General features: G+C 52.0%; 22 protein-coding genes and 1 pseudogene. 12 read left to right on the forward strand and 11 right to left on the reverse strand.

The genetic code is table 11. The features are described 5' to 3' along the window. The first annotated feature begins 209 nt into the window (after positions 1-209). Genes BEN30_RS08915 through BEN30_RS08935 form a run of 5 tightly spaced genes read left to right on the forward strand, consistent with a single transcriptional unit; the run spans position 210 to position 4,257 of the window. On the forward strand, positions 210-614 hold the full coding sequence (locus BEN30_RS08915; protein ID WP_069957994.1) for a hypothetical protein: 405 nt from the start codon (positions 210-212) through the stop codon (positions 612-614). An 18-nt stretch (positions 615-632) separates the two neighbouring features. Then, positions 633-1,259, forward strand: coding sequence for a TetR/AcrR family transcriptional regulator (locus BEN30_RS08920; RefSeq protein ID WP_069957995.1), 627 nt, complete (start codon positions 633-635; stop codon positions 1,257-1,259). Next, on the forward strand, positions 1,256-2,422 hold the full coding sequence (locus tag BEN30_RS08925) for an efflux RND transporter periplasmic adaptor subunit (RefSeq protein ID WP_069957996.1): 1,167 nt from the start codon (positions 1,256-1,258) through the stop codon (positions 2,420-2,422). The genes BEN30_RS08920 and BEN30_RS08925 overlap by 4 nt, the downstream gene beginning before the upstream one ends. Continuing rightward, a complete protein-coding gene (locus BEN30_RS08930) occupies positions 2,419-3,552 on the forward strand; it encodes an ABC transporter permease (protein ID WP_069957997.1) in 1,134 nt (377 codons plus the stop codon). The genes BEN30_RS08925 and BEN30_RS08930 overlap by 4 nt, the downstream gene beginning before the upstream one ends. A 3-nt stretch (positions 3,553-3,555) precedes the next feature. Then, positions 3,556-4,257, forward strand: a complete 702-nt coding sequence (locus tag BEN30_RS08935) for an ABC transporter ATP-binding protein (RefSeq protein ID WP_069957998.1) — start codon at positions 3,556-3,558, stop codon at positions 4,255-4,257. Between the two features lie 329 nt (positions 4,258-4,586). Here the strand turns inward: BEN30_RS08935 and BEN30_RS08940 are convergent, their stop codons facing one another. Next, positions 4,587-6,038 carry a response regulator gene (locus BEN30_RS08940; protein WP_069957999.1) on the reverse strand — a complete coding sequence of 484 codons (1,452 nt, stop codon included), beginning with the start codon at positions 6,036-6,038 and terminating at the stop codon, positions 4,587-4,589. A 153-nt stretch (positions 6,039-6,191) separates the two neighbouring features. On the opposite strand from BEN30_RS08940, the gene BEN30_RS08945 reads away from it, so the two are divergent. Together BEN30_RS08945 and BEN30_RS08950 are read left to right on the forward strand one after the other, a co-directional pair. Next, complete coding sequence (locus BEN30_RS08945) at positions 6,192-8,360, forward strand: hybrid sensor histidine kinase/response regulator (protein WP_069958000.1); 2,169 nt, start codon at positions 6,192-6,194, stop codon at positions 8,358-8,360. A gap of 50 nt (positions 8,361-8,410) precedes the next feature. Next, complete coding sequence (locus tag BEN30_RS08950; protein WP_069958001.1) at positions 8,411-8,830, forward strand: response regulator; 420 nt, start codon at positions 8,411-8,413, stop codon at positions 8,828-8,830. Here the strand turns inward: BEN30_RS08950 and BEN30_RS08955 are convergent. Genes BEN30_RS08955 through BEN30_RS08970 form a run of 4 tightly spaced genes read right to left on the reverse strand, consistent with a single transcriptional unit; the run spans position 8,825 to position 11,239 of the window. Then, complete coding sequence (locus BEN30_RS08955) at positions 8,825-9,232, reverse strand: response regulator (protein ID WP_069958002.1); 408 nt, start codon at positions 9,230-9,232, stop codon at positions 8,825-8,827. The genes BEN30_RS08950 and BEN30_RS08955 overlap by 6 nt on opposite strands. 33 nt (positions 9,233-9,265) lie before the next feature. Continuing rightward, positions 9,266-10,291, reverse strand: coding sequence for an adenylate/guanylate cyclase domain-containing protein (locus BEN30_RS08960; RefSeq protein WP_069958003.1), 1,026 nt, complete (start codon positions 10,289-10,291; stop codon positions 9,266-9,268). Further along, positions 10,288-10,677: a DUF1987 domain-containing protein gene (locus BEN30_RS08965; protein ID WP_069958004.1), complete on the reverse strand. Its 390-nt coding sequence runs from the start codon at positions 10,675-10,677 to the stop codon at positions 10,288-10,290. The genes BEN30_RS08960 and BEN30_RS08965 overlap by 4 nt, the downstream gene beginning before the upstream one ends. A 10-nt stretch (positions 10,678-10,687) precedes the next feature. Further along, positions 10,688-11,239: a SiaB family protein kinase gene (locus tag BEN30_RS08970; protein ID WP_069958005.1), complete on the reverse strand. Its 552-nt coding sequence runs from the start codon at positions 11,237-11,239 to the stop codon at positions 10,688-10,690. Positions 11,240-11,498: 259 nt separating this feature from the next. Between BEN30_RS08970 and BEN30_RS08975 the strand changes: the two genes are divergently transcribed. The 3 genes from BEN30_RS08975 to BEN30_RS08985 are packed head-to-tail and all read left to right on the forward strand — an operon-like array spanning position 11,499 to position 18,871. Next, entirely contained in the window at positions 11,499-15,092 is a 3,594-nt protein-coding gene (locus BEN30_RS08975) for a transporter substrate-binding domain-containing protein (RefSeq protein ID WP_170827002.1), read from the forward strand. Beyond that, the gene (gene torT / locus BEN30_RS08980; RefSeq protein WP_069958007.1) at positions 15,076-16,170 is read left to right on the forward strand and encodes a TMAO reductase system periplasmic protein TorT; all 1,095 of its coding nucleotides are present in this window, start codon (positions 15,076-15,078) and stop codon (positions 16,168-16,170) included. The genes BEN30_RS08975 and torT overlap by 17 nt, the downstream gene beginning before the upstream one ends. A 4-nt stretch (positions 16,171-16,174) precedes the next feature. After that, positions 16,175-18,871: a PAS-domain containing protein gene (locus tag BEN30_RS08985; RefSeq protein WP_084005298.1), complete on the forward strand. Its 2,697-nt coding sequence runs from the start codon at positions 16,175-16,177 to the stop codon at positions 18,869-18,871. Positions 18,872-19,333: 462 nt separating this feature from the next. Here BEN30_RS08985 and BEN30_RS08990 read toward each other — a convergent pair whose 3' ends face one another. From BEN30_RS08990 to BEN30_RS09015, 6 genes are all read right to left on the reverse strand, one after another. Next, complete coding sequence (locus tag BEN30_RS08990) at positions 19,334-19,930, reverse strand: 2-hydroxychromene-2-carboxylate isomerase (protein ID WP_069958009.1); 597 nt, start codon at positions 19,928-19,930, stop codon at positions 19,334-19,336. Positions 19,931-19,956: 26 nt separating this feature from the next. Continuing rightward, positions 19,957-20,265, reverse strand: a complete 309-nt coding sequence (locus BEN30_RS08995; RefSeq protein ID WP_069958010.1) for a 2Fe-2S iron-sulfur cluster-binding protein — start codon at positions 20,263-20,265, stop codon at positions 19,957-19,959. Positions 20,266-20,352: 87 nt separating this feature from the next. Further along, entirely contained in the window at positions 20,353-20,796 is a 444-nt protein-coding gene (cynS, locus tag BEN30_RS09000; protein WP_069958011.1) for a cyanase, read from the reverse strand. Between the two features lie 19 nt (positions 20,797-20,815). Then, positions 20,816-21,955 (reverse strand): acyl-CoA dehydrogenase family protein, encoded by a 1,140-nt coding sequence (locus tag BEN30_RS09005; RefSeq protein WP_069958012.1) that lies wholly within the window; start codon positions 21,953-21,955, stop codon positions 20,816-20,818. A 68-nt stretch (positions 21,956-22,023) separates the two neighbouring features. After that, on the reverse strand, positions 22,024-22,578 hold the full coding sequence (locus tag BEN30_RS09010) for an OsmC family protein (RefSeq protein ID WP_245649023.1): 555 nt from the start codon (positions 22,576-22,578) through the stop codon (positions 22,024-22,026). Between the two features lie 49 nt (positions 22,579-22,627). After that, positions 22,628-23,008, reverse strand: coding sequence for an ABC transporter permease (locus BEN30_RS09015; protein ID WP_407655969.1), 381 nt, complete (start codon positions 23,006-23,008; stop codon positions 22,628-22,630). Here BEN30_RS09015 and BEN30_RS19210 point away from each other — a divergent pair. Further along, positions 22,895-23,281 (forward strand): annotated as a pseudogene (locus BEN30_RS19210) (class I SAM-dependent methyltransferase); the annotation flags it as partial. The gene BEN30_RS09015 and the pseudogene BEN30_RS19210 overlap by 114 nt on opposite strands. A 28-nt stretch (positions 23,282-23,309) precedes the next feature. Then, positions 23,310-23,726, forward strand: a complete 417-nt coding sequence (locus tag BEN30_RS18975; protein WP_245649024.1) for a hypothetical protein — start codon at positions 23,310-23,312, stop codon at positions 23,724-23,726. Positions 23,727-23,903 lie beyond the last annotated feature (177 nt).

Genomic DNA, 23,903 nt, shown 5'->3' on the forward strand with positions numbered 1-23,903 from the left:
ATTGAGCGTTTCGGATTTATGTGAAGCGCTAACCTATGGGGCAAATTGGGGGCTTTACAGAAGGGATCGATATTTATATGTTAGTTATAGGTAACTAACTAAATGGGCGTGACCATGTTTTGTGGATACCCTTTTGGGCCTGGAGGCGCTTAAGTCAGGCAGCCTGTTTTGAGCCGTGATGAATCAGATATTGATGATGGAGATATGTCATGCATTCCGTTAAGCGCCCGCACTGGATGACGGGTCTTGTGATAGTTTCCGGCGCTTTTGGTGCCATGACGATTTATTCCGGCGGGGCGGTTCTTTTTGTTGATGGAGCTGCACGGGCCGCGGCGGGCAACTACGTGCCATTTGTGCTGTGGTTTAATTTTATGGCCGGTTTTGCGTATTTGATTGCGGCGTATGGCCTCTTTAGATTGCGGCCGTGGACGGTTCCGGTGTCGACCGCGATTGCGGTCCTGAGTTTGGCCGTGTTTGCCGCCTTCGGCGTCTACGTCATCAGTGGCGGTGCGTTCGAGGCGCGTACGGTGGTGGCGATGACGGTGCGTTGCACTTTATGGATAGTCATTGCCATAGTCCTCAAGACTTCCACCAGCCTAAAACAACCGCGTTAAATCAAAAAGGGGGTTCATATGGGCGCGAGAAAGACCGCAGAAGAGCGCAAAGACCAAATTGTTGAAACGGCCATTCGGCTGGCCGATGAAGTGGGGCCGGACCGCCTGACGACGGACATGATTGCCAAGGCGGTCGGCCTGACGCAGCCCGGTATTTTCAGGCATTTTTCTAAAAAGGAATACATTTGGCAGGCCGTCGCGGTTCATCTGAGTGGGCAAATGAGCAAGGCCTGGGGCAAGGCGCAAGACGCAAAGACTTCACCTGTAGACCAGCTTCAAGCCGTGGTCATGGCCCAACTCGATCTTATTCAAAAAACACCGGCCCTTCCGGGAATTATCTTTTCTCGTGAATTGCACATCGAGAACAAAATTCTGCGGCAAGCATTTTACAAAATCATGAACCATTTTCACACGCGGTTGACGAAAATAATCGAGGCCGCGATCGAAGAGGGACAGTTCAAGCAAGACCTTCCTTCTGAAGACGCTGCATTTCTGTTGATTGGCATGATCCAGTCGCTTGCCATGCGGTGGTCGCTCAGTGGTCGAACGATTGATTTGCCGACCACGGGAGCCCGTCTGCTTGCGCTTCAACTGGAAGGTTTTGCAGCACCGGGCGCCACGCAACAAAACGGAACAAAACGATGACACAGAAAAGGCGTTGGATACTCGGACTTGGCATTGTGGTTGGACTCGCCGCCATTGTGATCGGCGTGATCAAAATTGTGCCGCTAAAGGTGGAGGTGGCGCAGACGGAACAAAACGTTCCCGTACAGGTCTTCGGTCTGGGAACGGTCGAGGCCCGTATCCTGTCTGACGTCGGGTTTCAGACGAACGGCACGCTTGTCGAGCTGTTAGCTGATCAAGGTCAAAGGGTGCGCGAGGGAACCGTCTTGGCTCGCCTTGATGATCGCGAGCAACAGGCTCGCTTGGTCAAAGCCGCAGCTGGCGTCACCAATGCTCGTGCGATGCTGGAAAGTGCGGAGGCCGGATTGGTTAAGGCGAAGACGGTCCTCAAGCTCAAGGAATCCATCAACACCCGTCGCCAGACCTTGCTCAGAAGCGGGGCGACCACCAAAGAGGAAGCCGACAACGCGCTGACGGAGGCTCAATCCGCGCGCGCAGATCTGTTGATCGCGGAAAGCAATATTTCAATCGCCAAGGCCAGCGTGGAGAACGCACAAGCAGAGCATGACTACCAAAGTGTGTTGCTGGACAACTTCACCTTGAGCGCCCCTTACGATGCTCTGGTCGTCTCGCGGACCAACGAACTCGGCACAGTTCTCAATATGGGCGTGCCGCTGTTCAAGCTTGTTAAGGCCGACACCGTTTGGGTGCTCGGCTACATCGACGAAGGTCGCGCCGGACACATTGAAATCGGCCAGCAAGTCGAAATCCATTTGCGCTCGCGCCCGGATCGCTACTTTGCCGGACACGTGGCGCGCATCGACATCGAAAGCGATCGCGCCAATGAAGAGCGTCGCGTCTATGCTGTATGCGACGAATGCCCCGACCAATTTCATTTGGGGGAACAGGCCGAAATGACGATTACCGTTGATACTTTGGAAACGGCTGTGCTGGTTCCGGAAATCGCCGTTGACGGCCTGGATGCCCAGCGGCAGCGGGGCGTCGTGTGGGTGGTCCAGGACGGTGAATTGAAGCGTCGAACGGTTGGATTTGGCTATCAAACTCTGGACGCCCGCCTGGAAATTATTTCCGGCTTGGAAACAGGGGATGAAGTCGTAATCAAACGCGTTAAGGGGCTTAAGGAGACACGTGCGGTCACTGTGAACGAGGTGACCGAGCGATGAATCTGGCCTACCGGGATATCAAGCATAACTTGGGACGCTTCCTGCTGACCTGTTTTGGTCTCAGCCTTTTGCTGGGCGTGGTGTTGTCGATGATCGGCATTTATCGTGGTTTGGTCGATGATGCGTTGACCTTGGTGCGGGCGCCGAACGCAGACATCTGGGTTGTTGAAACCGGCACCCTTGGCCCTTTCGCCGAAGCCTCCCGCATTCCCGGGAATACGCGTGAAGACATTGCCCGCATCGCCGGTGTCACGGCGGCGGGGGCAATGAATTTTCAGTCGGTGCAAACGCAGCGTCATGGTCAAGAACTGCGTCTTTATGTCGTTGGCTATGAATTGGGCCATCCTGGCGGCCCCATCAACATCGTTGAGGGACGCAACATCGGCCGCGACCGTTATGAAGCCGTGGCGGACCTGGGGCTCGGCGTAAAGACCGGCGAAACTCTGCAGCTCGGGCGTACGGCGTTCAAAATTGTCGGCCTGACGGAAGGCATGGTGGCTTCAGGTGGCGATCCCTTGCTTTACATGACCCTGCGCGACTCACAGCAGCTTCAGTTCGAACTGTCACCATCCGCTGTGCGTAAGGAGCGTGCGCGGGGGGCGCGGCCTGGAAGTGCCGATACGGTCAACGCCGTGGTCGCACAGGTTTCTGCGAACATTGCACCGGAAACCGTCGTCCAAGATATCAAGCGTTGGAAACACCTTGCGGCCATGTCTCAGGTGGAGCAGGAAACGTTACTAACGCAATCCGTGGTGGATCGGGCGCGAAAGCAAATTGGGCTTTTTACCGCCATTCTTTTGGTCGTGTCGGCGGTGATTATTGCGCTGATCGTTTACACCATGACCATGGACAAAATCCGCGAAATCGCCACCCTTAAGCTGATTGGCGCGCCGGACCGCACCATCATTGGCATGGTGATCCAGCAATCCGTCGCCATGGGCGTGATCGGCTTTGGCTTTGGTGCCTTGTTGATCGTCAACATAAAGGATTACTTCCCCCGCCGCGTCGTACTTCAACCCGAAGACGGTTTGGCGTTGGCCGGCGTTATCTTGATCGTTTGTCTATTATCCAGCGCCTTGGGTGTGCGTCTGGCGCTGAAGATCGATCCCGCATCGGCAATGGGGGGCTGAGCGATGACGACAACGCCACAATCACCGCTGATAGAATTGAAACATATCTCCAAGCATTATGGCGAAGGTGAGACCCGTGTCGATGCCCTGCGGGATGTTAGTCTTGAGGTGTATCCCGGGCAAGTGATCGGCCTGCTTGGACCGAGTGGCTCGGGAAAAACGACGTTGCTCAACATCATCGGCTGCATCGTCGAGGCCAGTTCCGGATGGGCAAAACTTGATGGCGACGTGATCTACGACAATGCCTGGATGAAATCGGATTTACGCCGTTTACGTCTGGACAAGGTTGGCTTTATTTTCCAATTTCATAATTTGTTGCCGTTCCTTAATTCTATGGAAAATGTGTCCGTTGTACTCGACCTTGCGGGGGTTCCCGCCGATCGGGCAAAGCAACGCGCTCAAGAACTTTTGGAATACTTGGAAGTGGGCCATCGCCGTGACGCCTATCCCGCGCATTTATCGGGTGGTGAGGCGCAACGTGTCGCCATCGCCCGCGCATTGGCGAACAACCCACGCATCATTCTCGCCGATGAACCCACCGCGGCGTTGGATTCCGAACGCGCCCTCATCGTTATGAAACTGCTGCGCAAATTGGCCGTCGAACAGGATGCTGCGGTTTTGGCGGTGACCCATGACGAAAAAATCTACGACCAGTTTGATCGCATTTTTCATGTCAGGGACGGACAATTGGTGACCGAAGACTGAATAGGGCTGTTAACGATATGATTTTAAGAGCAAAAGCTACCCAATATCCCCGCCTTTCGCCCACCTTTACCGGCATGTCCATGCCAAGCTCAGCCTTTTGTTACCAAATTAACTTTTGGCTATGGCGTGCTGGTGCCTTATTTTTATTTGGGGGAAAAATGGTGCCGCCGGACAGAATCGAACTGTCGACCTCACCCTTACCAAGGGGACGTATTCCTACCTTTTTCGCCACTTATGACTAAGAAAATTGCGGTTTTACAAACATGTTTCTGCCCCCATCACCCAGTTTTATACCAGATTGGTATGAAACTGGGTGATGGGGGCAGCTTTCACTTTTTGGCATTCATGTTCAGCGTTTGGTATTCGGCGGGCGTCAGGGGACGACAAGGGTCATTGATAAAGTGAATTTTCAAGAGATCCGGCCCATGGGCTAAGGTCACCGCCGTCACGATATTGCCTTGCAGGACGGCGTTGATGTGTTGTGCCAGGGGGGCTCCAAGGGCTTTGAGTTCCGTTGGTACAGAAGCATCGTCGGTATCGGGAACGCGGGACAGGGCGGTGTTGATCATATCCATTAAAGTGGGGGCCCGGTCACAAAGTGTGGCCATGTCGTCGTAGGACGTTACGCTCAACAACGGAACCAGACGCACAGATTGACGGCCCGGCGTATAGGGCGTTGGCAACCATTGCAGTGCCGCTAGGGCCAAGGTGGGTCGCGTATCGGGCCCGGCATCTGCGGGCGGTGTAAATTTTTGCTCGGGTGGTTTCCATTCGTCGGCCTTAGACGCCGGAGCCGCAGAAGGGGTCTTGGCATCGGGACGCGGTTTGTTGAGGTCGACCGGAGACATCCGAGCTGCTTCGGAGCGCGTGACCTGTTGCTTCGTCACTTTAGCCTTGTCCGCCTTCAGCTCTGCGGTCGTGATTTTGTCCTCACCGGCAAAGGCAAAAAAGAGTCCGACCAACAGTGTCACAACGATACCGCCGCCAGCCACGGCGTAGGGCAAAATTGATGTCCTGGGCTTCACATCCGGCACGGCCAAGCGCATGGCTTTGCGCTGTTCAAATCGCTCCAACTTTTGCGCCGTGTTAAAGCGGGCGTCATCGGCCTTAAATTGAATTTTGATTTCGTTCAGCAGAGAGACGATTGCCGCAAGTGTTTCTTTTGCATTGGTGGAGGTGCCGCGACCGATAATGTCTTTGAGGCGTTCGCGGTATTTGTCGGTATCAATTTGCGTGTGGGTGTTTGTAAGCAGATGATCGAGCATGTTGAATGCGGAGATCTTCAAAATATCAAATGACTCTGCAGTGGAAATCCACGCGATGAGACCATTGACGGGCGCGTCAAACACCTCGTCCCAATCGGTTGTTTGATTGGCGGTTTTCGGCCAATCGGGCTCACCCATTTCAGCCCCGCTGAGCCCTAAGTCTTTCAATATGGCATCGAGCTGGTCGCCTTTAATGGGTTTGGCAAGGCCGGCGCGGGCGCCGACTTTGACGGCGGCCTTGATGGCATCCTTTGGCCCCAAGCTATCCCATCCGCCCGACATGGCAATCACGGGAACGTCGGGGGCTTTTGTTTTGAGAAACTGAATGCCGTCTATACCACCAATACCCGGCATAAAGATATCGGTCACGATGAGATCAACGTGCAGGGCTTCAAGCTCTTTTAAGGCGTCTTCCATATTGTGGCAGACCACCGGCAACCATTTGCGATAGCCAAAGGTCTTGGCCACCAAGCCGCCGTAAAATACATCGTCATCAACAATCAGGACGCGCCGCATGTTATAAATCCACATCTAGGGTCAGCGATTGTTGACTGTAGCACCATTGTTCGCGCGGAATGAACCGACTTGTTCTGGGAAACTATTGTCTTGATGTTCTTCGCTAAAAACGCCTAAATCAAATTGGTTCACCATCCAGCAACGGAACAGTCAATGTCCAAAGACGATGCCCTTTTTAAGGCCGAAAATGCCCTTTTGGCGGAGGCGGAAGAGGCCGTCGCCGATCGCCGCGACTGGCCGGATGAGGCGGTTCAGTCCTATGACAATTTGCTGCGCGGCTATCAAAAGCTGTTTAAGCAAACCCAGCGCCTGATGCGTCTGAGTGACCGTAGCGAAGCCGAACTCACCCAGTTGAACAAATCCCTCGAAGCGCAAGCCGAAGAATTGCGTGCCGCGCGTGAGCAAGCCGAAGCCGCAACCAAAGCCAAGGCCACGTTTCTGGCCACCATGAGCCATGAAATCCGCACCCCCATGAACGGCATTGTCGGGATGATCGATTTGCTGGCTTACACGTCGCTTGATGAAGAACAGCGGCCCATGGCGCAAACCATCCGCAATTCAGCCTTTGCATTGCTCACCATCATCAACGACATTTTGGATTTTTCCAAGATCGAGGCTGGAAAACTGGATCTGGAAACCATTCCGTTTAACATTCGCGACGTCGTTGAAGGATCTGCCGAAACGGTGATGGTCAATGCGCAGGGCAAAAATATTCGACTGCAGGCCTTTGTCGATCCCGCCATCCCCACATCGGTTTTGGGCGACCCTGCCCGTTTGCGTCAGGTTCTCATCAATCTAAGCGGAAACGCGATCAAGTTTTCGGAAGAAGGGTCTCAGGTCGTCATCCGTGCAGACCTCATGAAAACGTCTTCCGGCGTGGCGGAAGTGATTTTTAAAGTTACGGATCAAGGCATCGGCATGAGCGCGGAGGCCGTCGCAAAACTGTTTCAGCCTTTTACCCAAGCCGATAGTTCCACCACCCGGCGTTTTGGCGGAACGGGGTTGGGATTGTCCATCAGTAAAAATCTGGTCGATTTGATGGGCGGAGACATTGGCGTCGAAAGCCAGCCCAGCGAAGGCAGCACTTTTCATGCCTGCATCGACTTTCCCCTCGATACCAATGCCAAAGACGTGCTCTCTACGGTTGGGCTCAACAATCTGCGGGTTTTGCTGGCGACGGGCGATGATGCAGAACGCGCTGCACTGGAAACGTACATCGAATATTGGGGGGGATTTCCCTTGCCCATTGAAACGCCTTCCGCCGGGGCAAGTGACGTGACGGTTTTGGTAGATGGCTGGAACGGTCAGTCCGCCATTGAGGCGGCAAAATCGATCCTGGGCCCCAAAGTGTTGCTGGTCGACAATCCCAGCCTCGGCGGTGCGTTCAAAGACGACAAACAGGTTGTTGTTCTGCGCCGCGCCCCATTGATACGGGCACGGTTCCTTAATGCCATTGCCGGGTTGTGTGGACGGGCGGATGTGGAACTCACCCAGGCCGATGATTTGCCCGCGGCACTGACCGGGCGGGTGCCGACCTTGGAAGAGGCCGAACAGGCGGGCTCGCTGATTTTGGTGGCCGATGACGCCCCCACCAACAGAGATGTCATTTTGCGCCAGTTGAAAACGCTGGGCTATGCTGCCGAAGCCGTGGAGGATGGTGTTCAGGCCTTGGCGGCGCTGGAGAAAAAGTCATACGGGCTATTTTTAACCGATTGTCATATGCCCAACATGGATGGGTTTGAGCTGACTCGGCTTTTGCGCGAACGCAAATTTACGGCACCCAACGGTGATCCATTACCCATCATTGCGGTTACGGCCAGTGCCATGAGCGAAGAAACGGACCATTGTCTTGCTGTCGGCATGGATGACGTTCTGACCAAGCCGTTGGAAATGAAAAAACTGCATGCAGCTTTGTTGGATTGGTTGCCCGCGCCCGAACAAAACACGCTACAGGATGTTGTGTTAGATATTTCACCATCACCATCACCAACCGGGACCCCGGTTGACCCATCGGTGCTCAAGGGCATGTTTGGCGATGACGAAGAAACCTTTTGGGAAATCTTGGGCGATTTTGCCGGACCCGCGTTGGATATCCAGGGCGAGATCGATACGGCCTATGGTGCCCACGATCCGGTAGGTATTAAGGATGCCGCCCATAAGCTGAAATCGTCCGCCCGCGCCATCGGTGCGATGGCCTTGGGCGATGTGGCCCTAGCCTTGGAAAGCGCCGGAAAGTCCGAAAACTGGGCAGAAGTCGAAGCCCATTACCCCAACTTGGCGCCAAACCTCAAAGACGTCATAGACTATATCCAAAAGGTATGATGAACTGACACTCATGGTGGCGTTCATGGCCCACAAAAGGGGAGAAAAATATGGCGGAAATTGTTTGGAAAGACATCAAAGTCCTCCTCATCGATGATGAGGTTTTTATGCAAAAGCTCATCCAACGGCTTCTGAACGACTTGGGCGTGACCACGGTATATCGGGCCAGCAACGGTGCCGAGGGGCTGGAAACGCTGAAAAAAATTCCGTCTCCGCCCAATGTCATCATTTGCGATCTCAATATGCCGGTGATGAACGGCTTGATGTTCACATCGAAGTTGCGCGCTGATCCCAACCCGGCAATCAATACCATTCCGGTGGTCGTGTTGACAGGTCATTCCGATGCGGAAATCGTGGAGGCCGCACTTAAAATCGGCATTGATGGGTATATCGTCAAACCGGTTTCGCATGAGACTTTGTCAAAGCGTCTCACACATGCTCTCAAAACCGCAACGGACAAATCGTCATGAGGTTTCTTTTAGGGCTTTGCTGATCAGGGGCGACAAGGTTTCGGCCTGGGGCGGTTTGACAACAAAGCCGTTGATTTTGTGGGTGCGCGCCTTTTGCGCATTTGCGTCGGTGTCGTTTCCCGTCAGCATCAAAATCGGCAAGCCCTTAAAACGCTCCACCGCACCGTAGCGAACCCGCCGGGCAAAGCTCCACCCATCAATTTCGGGCATGGAAATGTCGGTGATGATCAAACCGATGGTGTGCTCGGTCTCGGCCATCAGGGCGAGGGCTTTTTCACCGTCTTCGGCTTCCAGGATTTGCACAACGCCAAGCTGTTCCAGAACGCGGGTGAGGATATGACGGGCAAAAACGTCATCATCAACGATCAAAACGCAAAGGGAAGAAAACGAAGTTGGTGACATCTGAAGTCTCCGGCGGGGGCGTATGGATTGGGTTTACGATTTCAAAATCTTGATCGCCGCTTCCAATTCGGCAATGGCTTTGTGACGCTGTTGATTGGTGGTCAGTTTTTCCCGGTCCATCATCAACAGCAACCCGTCTTGATCTTTGTGGATGAAGCGCCCGGGTTCCATATCATCATAGATGCCAATCACACGATAAGGTCGCACGTCGCGTTGAATGCCTTTGACGCGGGTGGGTTCCAACTCTTCGGCGGCGACAATTTCACGCACCAGCGCATAGGTTTCATAAGACATCAAGATGCCGCCGGGATCGGCTTTGCTTTCCAGGCGCGCGGCCAAGTTCACTTCGCCGCCGATAATGGTGTAGTCCATGCGTTCATCACTGCCAAAGTTGCCCACGTTGCAAAACCCGGTGTTGATGCCGATGCGCATTTCAAACGGCTTTTCATAGCCCTTGTCGCGCCAGATTTCTTGCAATCCCTTCATCCGCCGCTGCATGGCAATGGACATGCGCACACACGCCTGAGCATCTTGCTTAACGCCCAATGTTTCCGGATCGCCAAAAAAGATGACAATGGCATCGCCGATGAACTTGTCGATGGTAGCGCCATATTCCAGCGCAATTTTCGACATTTCGGAAAAGTATTTGTTGAGCAGATAGGTCAAATCTTCGGCTTGAAGATTTTCGGTGGTGCTGGTGAAGTCCTTGATGTCGGAAAAGAAAACGGTCAGCTTTTTGCGCTTCGTTTCCAAAGAGACCTCGCGGTCCCCTTCAAAAATAGAGCGGTAAATCTGTGGCGAAAGATACTTGGAAAGCTTTTTCGAAAGGCCTTCCAACATCTGGTTTTTCTGGTCCATTTCAGAGGCCAATTTGTTGAGTTCCGCTTCGTTGCGGTCACTCAAACTCACCAGTCTCTTGGTGGACTTGAACTGCTTTTCATAAGCCTTCAGAAGCTTCTCGTAATGGGCTTGCATATCCTTGGGCAAGGCATTTGTTTCGAGCAAGGCATGCCCTTCGGCGATGGTTTTTTCCTCGCGTTTAAAAAGGTCAAAACTCATTTCTTCGCGTATGCCTTCATTTCAAACTTGGCGTGTTCTAAGTCTTCGCCAAATTCCTCACCCAGTTCTTCCATGTTGTCGTCGTCTTCTTCATACGACCAGATGATGGATACGTCATTTCCGTTTTCAGCGGCTTCATCCAAGGTGTCGAACAGTCCCATCAGAACCTTGGCGGTGCTGCTGTTGAAATAAATCAAATCAAACGTAAAGGTTACACTTGCGCCGTTTAGACCGCTTAAGTGTTCTTCCAAAGCCCCAATGACGGGACCAAAAAAGGTGGATACGTCTTCGGGATACGATTCACCCTTTAGGGCAAACGTATTTGAACCAAAATCAAAATGGATTTCCGGGGAACGTTCGGTGGCTTCGATATTGATATTTTCCATAGTGTCTCTCTTAAACATGAGCCTTCAAGCAGAAAAAGGAGTGTGTGTCGTCAAGGTCCATAAAGTGGAAATCGAAACCACGCTTCGCTTGACGAGCAATGTCGATAAAGCCCACGCCTGCACCTTTGCTGCCCACGGGCGTCTCGCCCTTTAGGGTCATTTTATACAACTTCATCAGATCTTCGCGATCCAATCCTTTGATATGTTCCAATTGCTCGGTGAGGCGCACGACATCGTGTTTACGAATTTTGTTCGCACAAGAGACATAAAAGTCATCGTTGTCCGCGCCAACGAGCAAGAGACCAAAGCGCAACTCGTCCTTTTGGTCATCATCAGTATTTAAGCCTTCTGCCGAATAGCGAATGACGTTTTGCATTTGCTCGACAAAAATGGAGAACAGCCGACGACCGATGTTTCTGTCCGTATTGTCCAATTCCAGCTTTTTGCGGATGGAGTTGCCGATACCGGTCAGAATTTCTTCGGTCACATAGCCGCTGTAACAGAAAATAATGCCCTCATTTTCCAGTCGGCCTCTTAACTCGAACATATCTTTGGCGAGCATTAGGTCCACCTCCGTCCCAAAAGCTCCGATGAATTGTACCTTACACGTTATACGCTCTGAATTATTTTGCAATGAAATGGTCGCTCATTTGCGCGTGTTTTGGAATAAAAGTCTTACTTATGAGTATGGACTTATGCTAGCATTTTTATATGAGGCGATAAGCCGCGCGTGAGGGGACATCATGCTTAAGTCGTTCTATAGGCTATCGTTTCTTGGGCTGCTCCTGTTGAGCTTGACTGTGCCATTCTATGGTATGTCCATGGCGGGGGAACCGCAACGGCCTCTGCGCATTGCGATAACCGATAATTATGCCCCCTTCACCATTCTCGGGCCGGACAAACAGGCTTACGGCCTATTTGTGGATATGTGGAAGCTGTGGAGCGTCACCACAGGAATTCCGGTCGAATTTCAAGCCAGTTCCTGGAGCGAGACCATTGAGGCCGTAAAAAACGGCACTGCAGATGTTCATTCCGGCCTGAACAAAACCAAACAGCGCGAAGCGTTCCTTGAGTTTTCAGACCCCATCCATGTTGGACGGAGTGCGCTGTATTTTCGCAGTGGTGATACCCAACCCATCCCTTTTGAAGATTTGGCTGGGGAAAAAGTGGGCGTAGTTGAGGGCACACTTCACGATCAATTTATTCAAGACAAATATCCAAACGTCATTCGGGTCCCCTTCGCAGGCAATGACAAATTGGTCTCAGCCTTGTTGCGCAGTGAAGTGCGGGCCATTTTTGATGAAACCGTCGCCAACCAAGCGACTTTAGCGCGTCTTGGGCTGAGCGGTGTTTTCCAGCGTGGACATGAAACCATCCTGACGAACTTCGTTTATGTGGGTGTCGCCAAGGGCAACACGGCTCTGCTCGAAAAAATCAATGCCGGATTTAAGGCCATTGCGCGCGCCAAACTCAAGGCAGCGGAAAGCCGCTGGCTGGCGGACGATTTTGATCATTTTTATAAGGCTGAGTTAGGCGATTCAAGCAATGCACTGAACTCCACTCCTCAAGATGAAACATCCCAGAGCGTCGTGTTGAACGACAAAGAAAAGTTATGGTTACGTCAAAACCCCATATCGCGCATCGCGGTGATGAATAACTGGCCCCCGTATGATTTCACGGATGAGGAAGGCCGCCATTATGGCATGCATTCGGATCTGCTGCGTTTGATCAACAAACATTTGGGCACCAATCTCATTGTCTTACCCTTTGATGCATGGCCTGAGGCTTACACCAAGGCCGCATCGGGTGAGGTGGATGGCATTTTGGGCCTGAGTTGGACCAAAGAGCGGGAAAAAACGTTCTTGTTTTCCAGTGCTTATTATTATGAACCCGCCAGTGTGCTCATGCGGGTCGGGGACACCCCTATTAAGGAGTGGAAAGGGCTTAACGGCAAAACCATATTGGTTCCCAAGAACACTTCAATCATCGATAAAATAAAAGCTGAGTTGCCCGACGCCATCGTCGTGGAAATGCTATCGAAAGACGATGCCCTGACGAGGCTTGCCAATGGAGAAGGCGATGCTTACGTCGCTTGGCTCAGCGCTTCGCCACAACGGCTTAAGGATTTGAAACTGGCCATCACAGCTAAAATTGATGATCGCCAAGGTGAAGTTACGCTCGGCGTTCCGGTGAGTAAACCAGTGCTCGCGTCCATCGTGCAAAAGGGCATCAATTCGATCACGCAGTCGGAATGGGCAGCGCTGCGGGAACAATGGGTGCCCAAGGCCGCTGGGGACACCAATCTTGCCAATCTAACGAATGAAGAAATTCAATGGATTAAGGATCATAAAAACGTCACCTTCGCCAACGAAATGGATTGGCCGCCGTTTGATTTTGTGGAACACGATATGCCAAAGGGCATAAGCATTGAACTGGTTGATCTGATTGCGCAAAAAACCGGCATCAATGTGAAGTTTGTGAATGGATATTCTTGGGCCGAGTTGTTGGAACAGTTTAATAACGGTGATATTGACGTGCTTCCCGCGCTTTATTGGACAGAAGAGCGTGCCAAGACGTTTGATTTCACCACACCCTATGCCGTTAATTCTTCCGTTCTGGTGGTTCACAATGACCATAAGAAATTAAATTCCTTTGCGGCCCTGAAGGGTCATAAGGTCGGTATTATTAAAGGCTTCGGTACCGCGGAACTGCTCAGTCAGCGTTATCCCGAAATCGAACTGGTTACGGTTACGAATGCTTTGGAGGGGCTTCAGAAGGTCTCGCTTGGCACAATCGATGCCTATTTTGACAGTATCGGCGTCATTTCCCACGTTCTCGACAACAATCTGGTGCCCGATCTTGTTCTGTCGTTCAATCATGAAATGAAAAACAGCACCGAAACCCAACTGCATATGGCGACATTAAAATCCAACAAGCTTTTGCGCAATATTTTGCAAAAGGGTTTGGACGCGGTTTCACCAGAAGAAATGCGTACCATAAGAAATCGCTGGTTGCCGTTGGGCAGTTCCGAAAGCCGTAGCGTTAACGAGAGGGTTGTGTTTAGCAACGAAGAAAAGGCTTTTATCGCGGCGCATCCTAAGTTGAAACTGGGCGTTGATATGGCTTGGCCCCCCTTCGAATTTGTCGAAGACGGAATTCACAAGGGTATTTCTGCGGATGTCGTGAAGAAGATTTCAGAATTTTCCGGAATTGAGTTTATTGCACAAACGGATTTGACCTGGGCCCAAGTTCTGGCCGGGACAAAAAGTGGCTCAATCGATATTATGCCGATGATGCAGCCGACGGCGGAACGCGAAGAGTTTCTTGACTTCACCAAGCCTTATGTCTCGTATCCCATTGTCATCCTCACGCGGGACGACACCCCCTTCATTTCCAGTCTCGGCGCCATCGGCAGTCTCAAGACCGGCATGGTTTCGGGCTATTCCATCGAGACCATGGTGAAAAAACACTACCAAGAAATTAAGCGGGTTCCGCAAACCGATCTTGAAAGCATGTTGAGGAACCTATCTTCGGGCAAGATCGATGTGGCGTTGTCTAATCTTGCGGTGGCGACCTATGCGATGAATAAGCTTAACCTCGTGAATTTGCGGGTGACGGCACCGACTGAATACAACAACGACCTGGCCATGGGCGTGCCCAAGGGCAATCCCGTTTTGCTCTCCATCTTGCAAAAATCGCTCGATGCCATCACCGAAAGTGAAATGAACGCGATCAAAAACAGTTGGGTGGCTTTGCAGGTTGAGTTCGGCTTGGACCTCAAAACCATGATGATCTACGCCTTGCCAGTGTTGGGTGGGTTCATCGTGATTGTTGGCTTTGTGGTGGTGTGGAACCGCAAATTGGGGCGCGAAGTTGAAGAGCGTCATGAGGCCGAAAGGCATTCACGGATGCTGCTGGAATCGGTTGGTGAAGGTATTTTTGGGGTCGACCAAATAGGCCAAGTGACCTTTGTCAATTCGGTGGCGTCCGAGGCTCTGGGTTATGCACCGCATGAACTGATCGGCGAAAAGGTCCATGCCTTGATTCATCACACCCGTCCGGACGGATCGGATTTCCCGGTTAAAGAATGTCCCATGTGGGAGGCCTATACCAAAGGTAAGGTCTCGCGTATCGACAATGAAATTTTGTGGCGCAAGGATGGCACATCTTTTCCGGTGGAATACAACGCCACCCCATTACGCCGTCATGATTCTATCATCGGTGCGGTGATTTCTTTTCGCGATATCACCAAAGTGCAAAAAGCCACGGCGGCCTTGCACGAACATTTAGAAGACGTTGAAAAATTTAACGAATTGGCCGTTGACCGAGAATTGCGCATGATCGAATTGAAGCAAGAAATTAATGTTCTACTCAAAGAAAAGGGGGCACAGGAAAAATATGAAATTGTCCAATAAGCTGATTTCAGCATCTCTGTTTGCATCTTCATTTGCGCTGTGCGTCCAGGGGATGATCTCGCCGGCCCTGTCCGCAGATGCGTGGCACCCCTTTCCGGTGGAAATTACCAATCCCCCCTTTGAGGCGAACGGAACGCGTTCGGAGCAAACTTATGTGGCCTTGGATAAGGCCCGTCAGAAATGGAAAATTTGCGTTTCCATCCCTCACTTGAAAGACGCCTATTGGCTGGCCGTAGATTACGGCGTCGCCGCGGAATCACAGCGGCTGGGCGTCGCCATGGATCTCTACGAGGCGGGTGGCTACGGCAATCTTGATCAGCAGATAGCGCAGATCCGTGAATGCGTAGGGTCAGGGGGGCAGGCCGTCATCATTGGGGCCATTTCGTCTGACGGTTTGACTGATTTGGTCGTGGAACTGCGCAGCAAAAACATTCCCGTTGTTGACCTCATCAATGGAATGAATGGTCAAGCGATGTCGGCCAAATCCTTAGTCTCTTTTCATGATATGGGCTTTCAGGCGGGGAAATACTTGGTGGACCAGCAGGCCCAACAGGGCGGCGGCACGCAGGTGGCGTGGTTCCCGGGGCCAAAAGGTGCGGCCTGGGTTGAGGCTGGCGACGGGGGCTTTCGCGAAGCGTTGAAGGGCAGCCCCTTAACCATCGTCGCCACCGAATTCGGCGATACGGGCAAAGACGCTCAAGCGGCTTTGATCGAAAAAGTGTTGGATCAAAACCCAGACGTTGCGCACATCGCCGGAACCGCCGTCACGGCGGAAACGGCAATCTCCATATTGCGCAAGCGCAAGTTGGACGATCACGTTGACATCATTTCCTATTACTTTGGGCCGGGTGTTCATCGCGGCATCGAACGGGGTAAAATTCTCGCCGCCCCAAGTGACCTGCCCGCCATTCAGGCCCGCATCGCCGTTGACCAAGCGGTTAGGCTTTTGGAAGGACAGCCGGTTCTGCGTCACGTGGGGCCAAAGATTGCCGTCGTTGACCGCACAAACCTTGCTCATTTTGATCTGACTACGTCCTTGGCCCCAAAAGGGTTCCGGGTTGTCTTTAAGGTAAATTGACCTCATGAACGGGCTTCCTGCTTCTCTGCGTTGGATAATAGAGACACTTCTTCTGGCGGTGATTTACATTGCGGCCGGAAAAGTGGGCCACGTTATGGCTTTGCCCGGGACCAATGCAACCATCCTCTGGCCGCCGTCGGGCATTGCCTTGGCGGCGGTGCTGATGATGGGACCACGAAGCTTGGCAGGGTTGTGGTTGGGTGCCCTGGCCATTAATGGCTGGACCCTTTTAGGCTCGCCCACCCCGCCTCGGTTCGAGGTTCTCGCCCTGGTCTCCTCGGTGATGGCTTTTGGCTCGATCCTCCAGTCTTTTGTTGGGGCGTGGGCGGTGCGCCGTTTCAGCAATGCAGCCAATCCATTGAGCACCGTTCAAAGCAGCATCGCCTTTTTGGCGATTGCGCCGTTGATGTGTGTGCTTAGTTCGAGCATCGGTGCATTGACCCTGCTCACCAGCGGTCAGATCCATGACGCCCTGTTTCAAACAACGCTTTTCACGTGGTGGGGTGGGGACACCATTGGCGTCATCCTCTTTACCCCCTTTGCCTTGCTGATGATGCGCATGAATCACGTGCGTCAGGGTGTTTTGATTGTCCTGTTGGCGATTGGATTTTTCGCCACATCCTGGGTCAGTTCATCTTTGCGCGACCAGGCAGAACGGGTTTGGCAAGCTCGCGCCGACAGCACCGCCCAACAATTGACGTCCACTTTTTTGCTGTGGCTCGACCTTTCCTACGCTTCCGTGTACGGCACAACGGCACTGTTCAGCGGCTCCAACGCGGTTGATGAAGATGAATTTCTCGACACCGTTGATAACTTAGAAGCGGTCCAGAGCTCTAACTTTCCCTCCAGCATGGCCTATGTGCTCAAAACAGAAGACGGCAAGGACTGGACGATTGCCTTTTCAACCAGCACGCTGGGAATCTTAGCGGCAGAAACCACCGTGGGTGCCGATGCCAAACTGAGCAAATCTCTTGCCCAGGCTTGGTCTGATTCGGGCAAGCTTCATCTCTCAACAGGTGTGGGGGACAATCAAGAAATCCTCTTGATTACAGCCATGCGTACTGACAGCCAGACACAAGAAGGCGTGTTGGTGGCGACGATTGATTTGAGTGCGACCCTGGACGGCCTGTTTGCGCGACCAGAGGCCAAGAATTTAACCCTTCGTCTGTCCGAAGAAGTCGCCAACAACGATGGAGAAAAATCCCTGCGTTTGCTTTATGGCGGACAAAATGCCCCTGCCGAAACCGTTCGCACAGTTCCCTTGCGCACCATCAGCGGATCCACGGTCCTTGATTTTCGTTGGGACGCTGCTGCGGGCTTTGCCGGTGGCATTGATTTGGCCTTATCCGACGCGATTATGATTGGCGGGACGATCTCAACCGTCTTTATCACCTTGTTCACCATGTTTTTGTTGTTTCAAAACGAAAGCATCAAAGACCGGGTTCGCGAACGCACCGAAGAAGTCACCTCCAAAACGCAACTTCTGCAAGCGGTCATGGGCAGCATGGGCCAAGGCATTGCCGCATTTGACCGCGACCTCAAAATGGTTGCCTTCAACAAGCAGTTCCTGACCATTCGCGGCTATCCAGAGGACCTTGTGTTCGAAGGACAGGATTTTAAGGCGCTCATTGAATATGATGTGACCCACGATGAATTTGGCCCTGGCGATCCGGAAGAAATTCTCCACGAAAAACTCGATTCAGCGCGCATGTTTATTGATCACCATTTTGAACGTCAACGCCCCAACGGTCAGTTTATAGATGTGATGGGTGGGCCCATTCCGGGTGGCGGGTTCGTCAGCACCTATTCCGATATTACGGATCGCAAAAAAACCGATGCTAAGATCGAACAGCAACTCAAGGAACTGGATAAAGCGCGTAAAGCCACACTCAATATGATGGCGGATGCTGAAGCGGCGCGCAGTGAATTGCAAGCGGTGCTGAATGAAATGTCGGCCAGCATCAATTACGCGTCTCACATCCAGCGGTCTGTTTTGCCTGACAACAGTTTGTTTGAGACGCTCTTTCAAGATCATTTTGTGATTTGGCAACCCCGTGATGTGGTGGGGGGCGATATGTATTGGTGTCGCCTTTGGGGAGATGGACTTTTGGTGATGCTGGGCGATTGTACCGGCCATGGGGTGCCCGGAGCCTTCATGACGTTGATTGCTTCCGGTGCCTTGGACAATGCCCTTGCCGATGTTCCCCATGGACACGTCGGCGTGTTGACCCAGCGTATTCACCAGTTGATTCAAACCACATTGGGTCAGCACGGGGAAAACAGTGAATCCGATGATGGGATGGAACTCGGCGTTTGCTTTATCGGCTCAGAGTTGGATGAAATGATTTTTGTCGGCGCACGTTTCGAACTTTTCATTGTCGAAAACGGAATGGTCAGTACCATCAAGGGCACCAAAAGTGGAACTGGGTATCGGGGCATTTCGATGAACCAGGAATTTGCCGAAAACCGCATCGTCAACTTGCCGGGTAAGACCTTCTATATGAGTTCCGATGGCTTGATTGACCAAGTCGGTGAAGAAACTAAGCGCTCCTACGGCAAAAAGCGTTTCAAGGAACTGCTGCTGAGTAGCCAGCATCTGCCGATGTCCGAGCAGAAAGATATGATCTTGCAAACGCTCTTCCAACATCAAGGCCGTCAAGCCCGCCGCGATGATGTTTCCGTGATCGGTTTCAAACTTTAACCTCAACGAATCCCAAACATTGGATCGATTGTATTCGCGCAAATCATAAATCCCGCGAAATTATGCTCACGTTTAGGCGGTGGGACGATGGGTTTTTTAGATGGAAAACCAGTTGTTACAGGCGTCAGAAACGGCTCTGATCACGATGATCGAGCTGCATGTAACATATTGATTTTTATGGAAAAATAAATGGTGCCGCCGGACAGAATCGAACTGTCGACCTCACCCTTACCAAAGGGCTAGATCGAAATATAATGTTTTTAAATCAATTCGTTGTTCGGGTGCTGTTGTGTCATTTTCCGAATAACGGGGATTGAGAGAGGTTAAAACAGTACGGATGCGGCACAGTTTTGGCACACCTATCGCTTTGGGCAAGAGAACTCAAAAGGGTTCTTAAAAATCATAAGGTTTAACGGATATTCTCTTCTGAATTAAGCCTCTAGCAAACAAGGATACACAAACTTAGGTGCCGCATTTCTCAGCAACCAACTCGATGCGGTCTTGGCCCCAGAACATTTCTCCGTCTACGATGAAGGTGGGCGAGCCGAAGACGCCGGCTTCGATGGCTTCTTCGGTGCTGGCGTTAAACAGGGCTTGGGCTTCGGGGGGGTGGGCTTGGGCGACCAGGGCTGTGCCGTTTAGCCCCGCAGCGTTGGCGATGGCGGCTAAGGTGTCGGCATCTTTTAAGTCGGCTTCGTCCACCCACACGCCTTTGAGCAATCCCATCACCAAGGGTCCCACATCCGCACCTTGGTCACGCGCCGCGATCACCATGGCCCCCGCCAAGTCCGTGGGGGTGGGGAAATGTTTGGGCATCATGGTCAAGTCCATGCCAAAACGCTTACTCCAGCGTTTGAGTTCAGCACCCCGATACGCTTTCAAAGACGGATGACGCTTGACCGGGGGAACCGTGCCCAACGCGCCAAAGACTTTGAGAATGTCGATCGGCTTGTACACGATGTTCACACCCGGCTGTTTGGCCAACTCCATAACGCGCGGTTGCCCGAGATAGGTAAATGGCGAAATCAGGGCGCAGTAATAAGTGATGGTTTTGCTCATCAGTAGGGTGTCCTCATCGTAAAAAATTAGTCTGGAATTCTGAGATCAAGCCCAGACAGTTCATCATTCATCAGAATTTGGCAACACAGGCGGGATGTTTCTTCGAGATTGAATACCGTGTCGAGAATGTCTTCTTCTTCGTCGGTGAGTTCGGGAACTTTATCGGCCCACGCTTCACCAATGATCACGTGACACGTTGCACAGGCCAGCGAGCCATTGCATTCACCAGCGACCGGATATCCGGCTTCGCGTAAAATTTCCATCAAAGACAGGCCAACCTTCGCTTCAATGACTTTGCATTCGCCTGATGCGTCGGTAACTTTTAACGTCGCCATGTGCGTATCCTTTGTTGATGTTATATCATCTGTATTGTTATGAGAAGCCAGTGCGGCGCGCACAGCGTGCACCGGCTTCTCATCACCTTAGTAGCGTTTGTACGGCAAGAACTTTCCGTTCAGAACCACCACTACGCGGTCGCCGGCGGGATTTTTTTCTTTGGAAATGTCCATGGAAAAATCGATGGCCGACATAATACCGTCGCCGAACTGTTCTTCGATCAGCGCTTTTATGGATGGACCATAGACCTGGATCAATTCATAAAAACGATACAGCAAGGCATCGGTGGGAACCTCTTGACCCAGGCCGCCACGATAGGGCGGAACCGTCAACCACTTGGCTTCTTCGTCGGTGAGGTCGAAGATTTTTGCAGCCTTGGCGGCTTCGTCTGCGTTCATCGCCATTTGGCCCAACAATGCACAGGTGCACCATTCTTTAGCCGGTCCGATTTCCTTGGCGACACCTTCCCAGGTGAGACCTTTGGCCAACTTGGCGGCAACGATTTTTTCGGTAACTTCGAGACGGGGCATAATTCAAATCTCCTTTAGGTTAGGCGGCTAAATCAGCAATTGCCTTGCGTAAGTGTTTGGTGGCGGGGGTAACGATGGCAACAAAGATGGATTCACGGAAACGGCGGTCCACGGTCGAGCCCTTGATGTAGCCTTTTGCACCTTCGTGCATCAGGGCTGCATTCGCCGCCCGCATGGTCATTTCACCGGCATACAGTCGGGCCTCAAACACTTTGGTGAGATAGTCTGGCGAGCTTTCCAGGGGTGTTTCCATCAACGCCACGACGCCGGGAAGAATGCTGGCCAATTCGGCTTCGAATGTTTCTGCGCGTTCGGGCAAATATTTATTCACGTGCATCAAGGATTTGTCGCTGTCCTTCATGATGTTGATGAACGCGTTGATTTGACCTAAGGCAATACCGGCCTGCATCAAGAAGAAAGCCGGTTTGATCCTTTTGACAAACGACGGCATGTCTTCGGCCAAGATGCGGCTGTCAGGGATGAAGGCTTTTTTGACTTTCACAGCATAGGTGCCGGACCCTTCCAGGGCGATGAAATGGGTGTTCTGTGCAATCTGAATGTCGTCGCCGTTGATGTGGAAGACCGCCATTTTTTTAACGCTGGGGTCGTCGGCCATTTCAAAGGCCGTGCCCATGTAGTGACCATCACCCAAATTGGAAACGTACGGCAAAATGCCGGACACGATGTAGCCGCCGTCGACGCGCTGGCCTTTGAGTTTAAACTTCTCAATGCCATCCATGGCTTTCACTGGATTGGACATGCCGGATGTGCCCATGATTTCGCCGCTGATGGTTTTGCCCAACAGCTCATCGCGCAAGGCCGTGTTGTCCGATTGCAGCAAATACCAAGCAAAAGCATTTTGCAGCCACATCAAAAAACTGGTGTTACCGCATTCAACGCCTGCCGTCGCCATGGCTTGAACCGTGTCGAGCAGGTTGTTTTGCTGAGGGTTGTAGCCATACCCTGTAATGTGTTGCGCAAACGCACCGGCTTGGGCCAGCTTGCGCATGTTGTCGCCGGGGTAAATACCATCCACATCAACCGCTACGGCCATGTTTCTGATATCGGTTTCGGCAATGTTTTGAATGGCGGCCAGCATCTCTTCCTTGCTGTTCGGCATGGAACTGACTGTCTCTGAAACCATCATCGAAAGAGCCATGATTTAGCCCTCCTCTCTTAAAGTAATAGGGACGGAGTCCAATGCATCAGCACTGGACTCCAATGCCCTTATTTGAGGCCAAGTTCCAAGTTCACCGGACGGGTGTACGTGTTTGCCACAGGCGACCAGTCTTTGACGTGAGCAACCAGTGCATCAAGCTCAGCCTTCGGCGCATCGGCTTCCAGGTCGACTTTGATGCGAACGTCGGTGAAGCCAACAGGCTTTTCAGAGGTATCGCCCGTGCCCCAAACGGCGGTGATGTTCAGATCACCTTCGAGGTCGAGTTCAAGCTTTTGGATTTTGATGCCACGGGCAACAGCGTTGGCGTGAATGCCAACCGCAATGCACGAACCCAAGGCAGCCAAGGCGGCTTCGGACGGATTCGGTGCGGTGTCGTCACCCAACAGTCCGGGGGGCTCGTCCACGATGTACGGCTCGAGATCGCGGATCATGTTGAGGTGGCGGAAACGACCTTCGGCAATGGTTTTGCATTTCAGTGTTTTAATCGCTTGAGGATTGGCTTTGCCAGACTCGATAAGCTTGAGTAGTCCAGCTTTATCGATTGGGGCGAGGCCGTCTGTATCAGGCATCAAGCACGCGGTGGGGGCAGTTTTGGCTTCCATAGTGACTTCTCCTATTGAGTAATGACAAATTCGGGTGAGAGAGCAGGCATCAATCGTTACGGACCCACGCGGTTCGTTTGATCAGCAGCAGACAAATACTGTCCAAAGCAAATCCGATGATGCCGATGATAAGGACGATGGCGGCAAGCCGATCATATTCGAGGGTGTCGCGTGCATCGTTGATCGAGTATCCCAGCCCCGATGTCACGCCTAAGTATTCGGCCGGAACCAGGACGATCCAGGCGACGCCAAGCGCCAAACGAATGCCTGTAATGATGTCCATGGCGATGGCCGGGAAGATGACGTAGAACAACATGTGATAGCTCTTGGCACCCAGATTGCGGGCCACCTTGAACCAACTGGGATCGACCTTGCGCAAACCGTTTGCGGTGGCAAATGTCACCGGCCATACGGCGGCCATGCTGATCAGGAAGACAAGGAAGATTTATCTGTTCTCGAAATTGGCAGCTCCACGGGGGCAAACCTTGTGCCGATGGCGCAACGATATCCAAATGCATCATTTACGGGTGTTGATCTGTCAGCCAACCAAGTGGGCCTTGCCAATCAATACAAAGACCAATTGGGTTTGAGCAACATTCAATTTAAAGCCATATCAATATTTGATTTAAAGCTTAAAAACCAAAAGTTCGACATCATTATTGCGAACCAAGTGTATTCTTGGGTCCCCCAAAATATTCAAAACAGGCTGTTAGAGATTTGTTCTGACAATCTTGCAAAAAATGGAGTTGCTTACGTCAGCTTCAATACGCTACCTGGTTGGAACCGACGGGAAGAAAACCCGTGTTCGTCGCCAAAACCATTTGCGGTTCAAAGAACAATACCATCGTTACGGAGGAACCTTTGGACCACACGATCCTGGCGAAAAAATGAAAGGCTACCCGCGCCTGTCTGTCTTCTGGGATCACAACGAACATCAAATGTTAGTTGAGGACCTTGTAAACGAACTGGGTGTTTTATCCAGTGGCGAAGCTGCAATGGCTCAGTTTTTTGCGGCTGTCTGGAGATGGAAAAATGACAATGATGATTTGGACTTCGACATTGTCGATTGTTGGTCCAAGCTAGATCGTGAAGAACGAACTATTGTCGGAAATTGGCTGAATGCTCCGCTTTACCCGCAGAAATTTTAAACAATTTTATCAAAACTAAAAGGAACCGGACAATTGCTCGGTGTTGTAAATTGTGACAGATCTTAAAGCGTTGTGAGTATCAGGTCTCAACTGACCATTGTCAGACCTTAATCACACGAGTGATCTAATCTGATAGACCTACAGTGTAGGTCTGCATTGAAAAAGCCCTACATCCTT

This window comes from Magnetovibrio blakemorei (assembly GCF_001746755.1).
Taxonomy (GTDB): domain Bacteria; phylum Pseudomonadota; class Alphaproteobacteria; order Rhodospirillales; family Magnetovibrionaceae; genus Magnetovibrio; species Magnetovibrio blakemorei.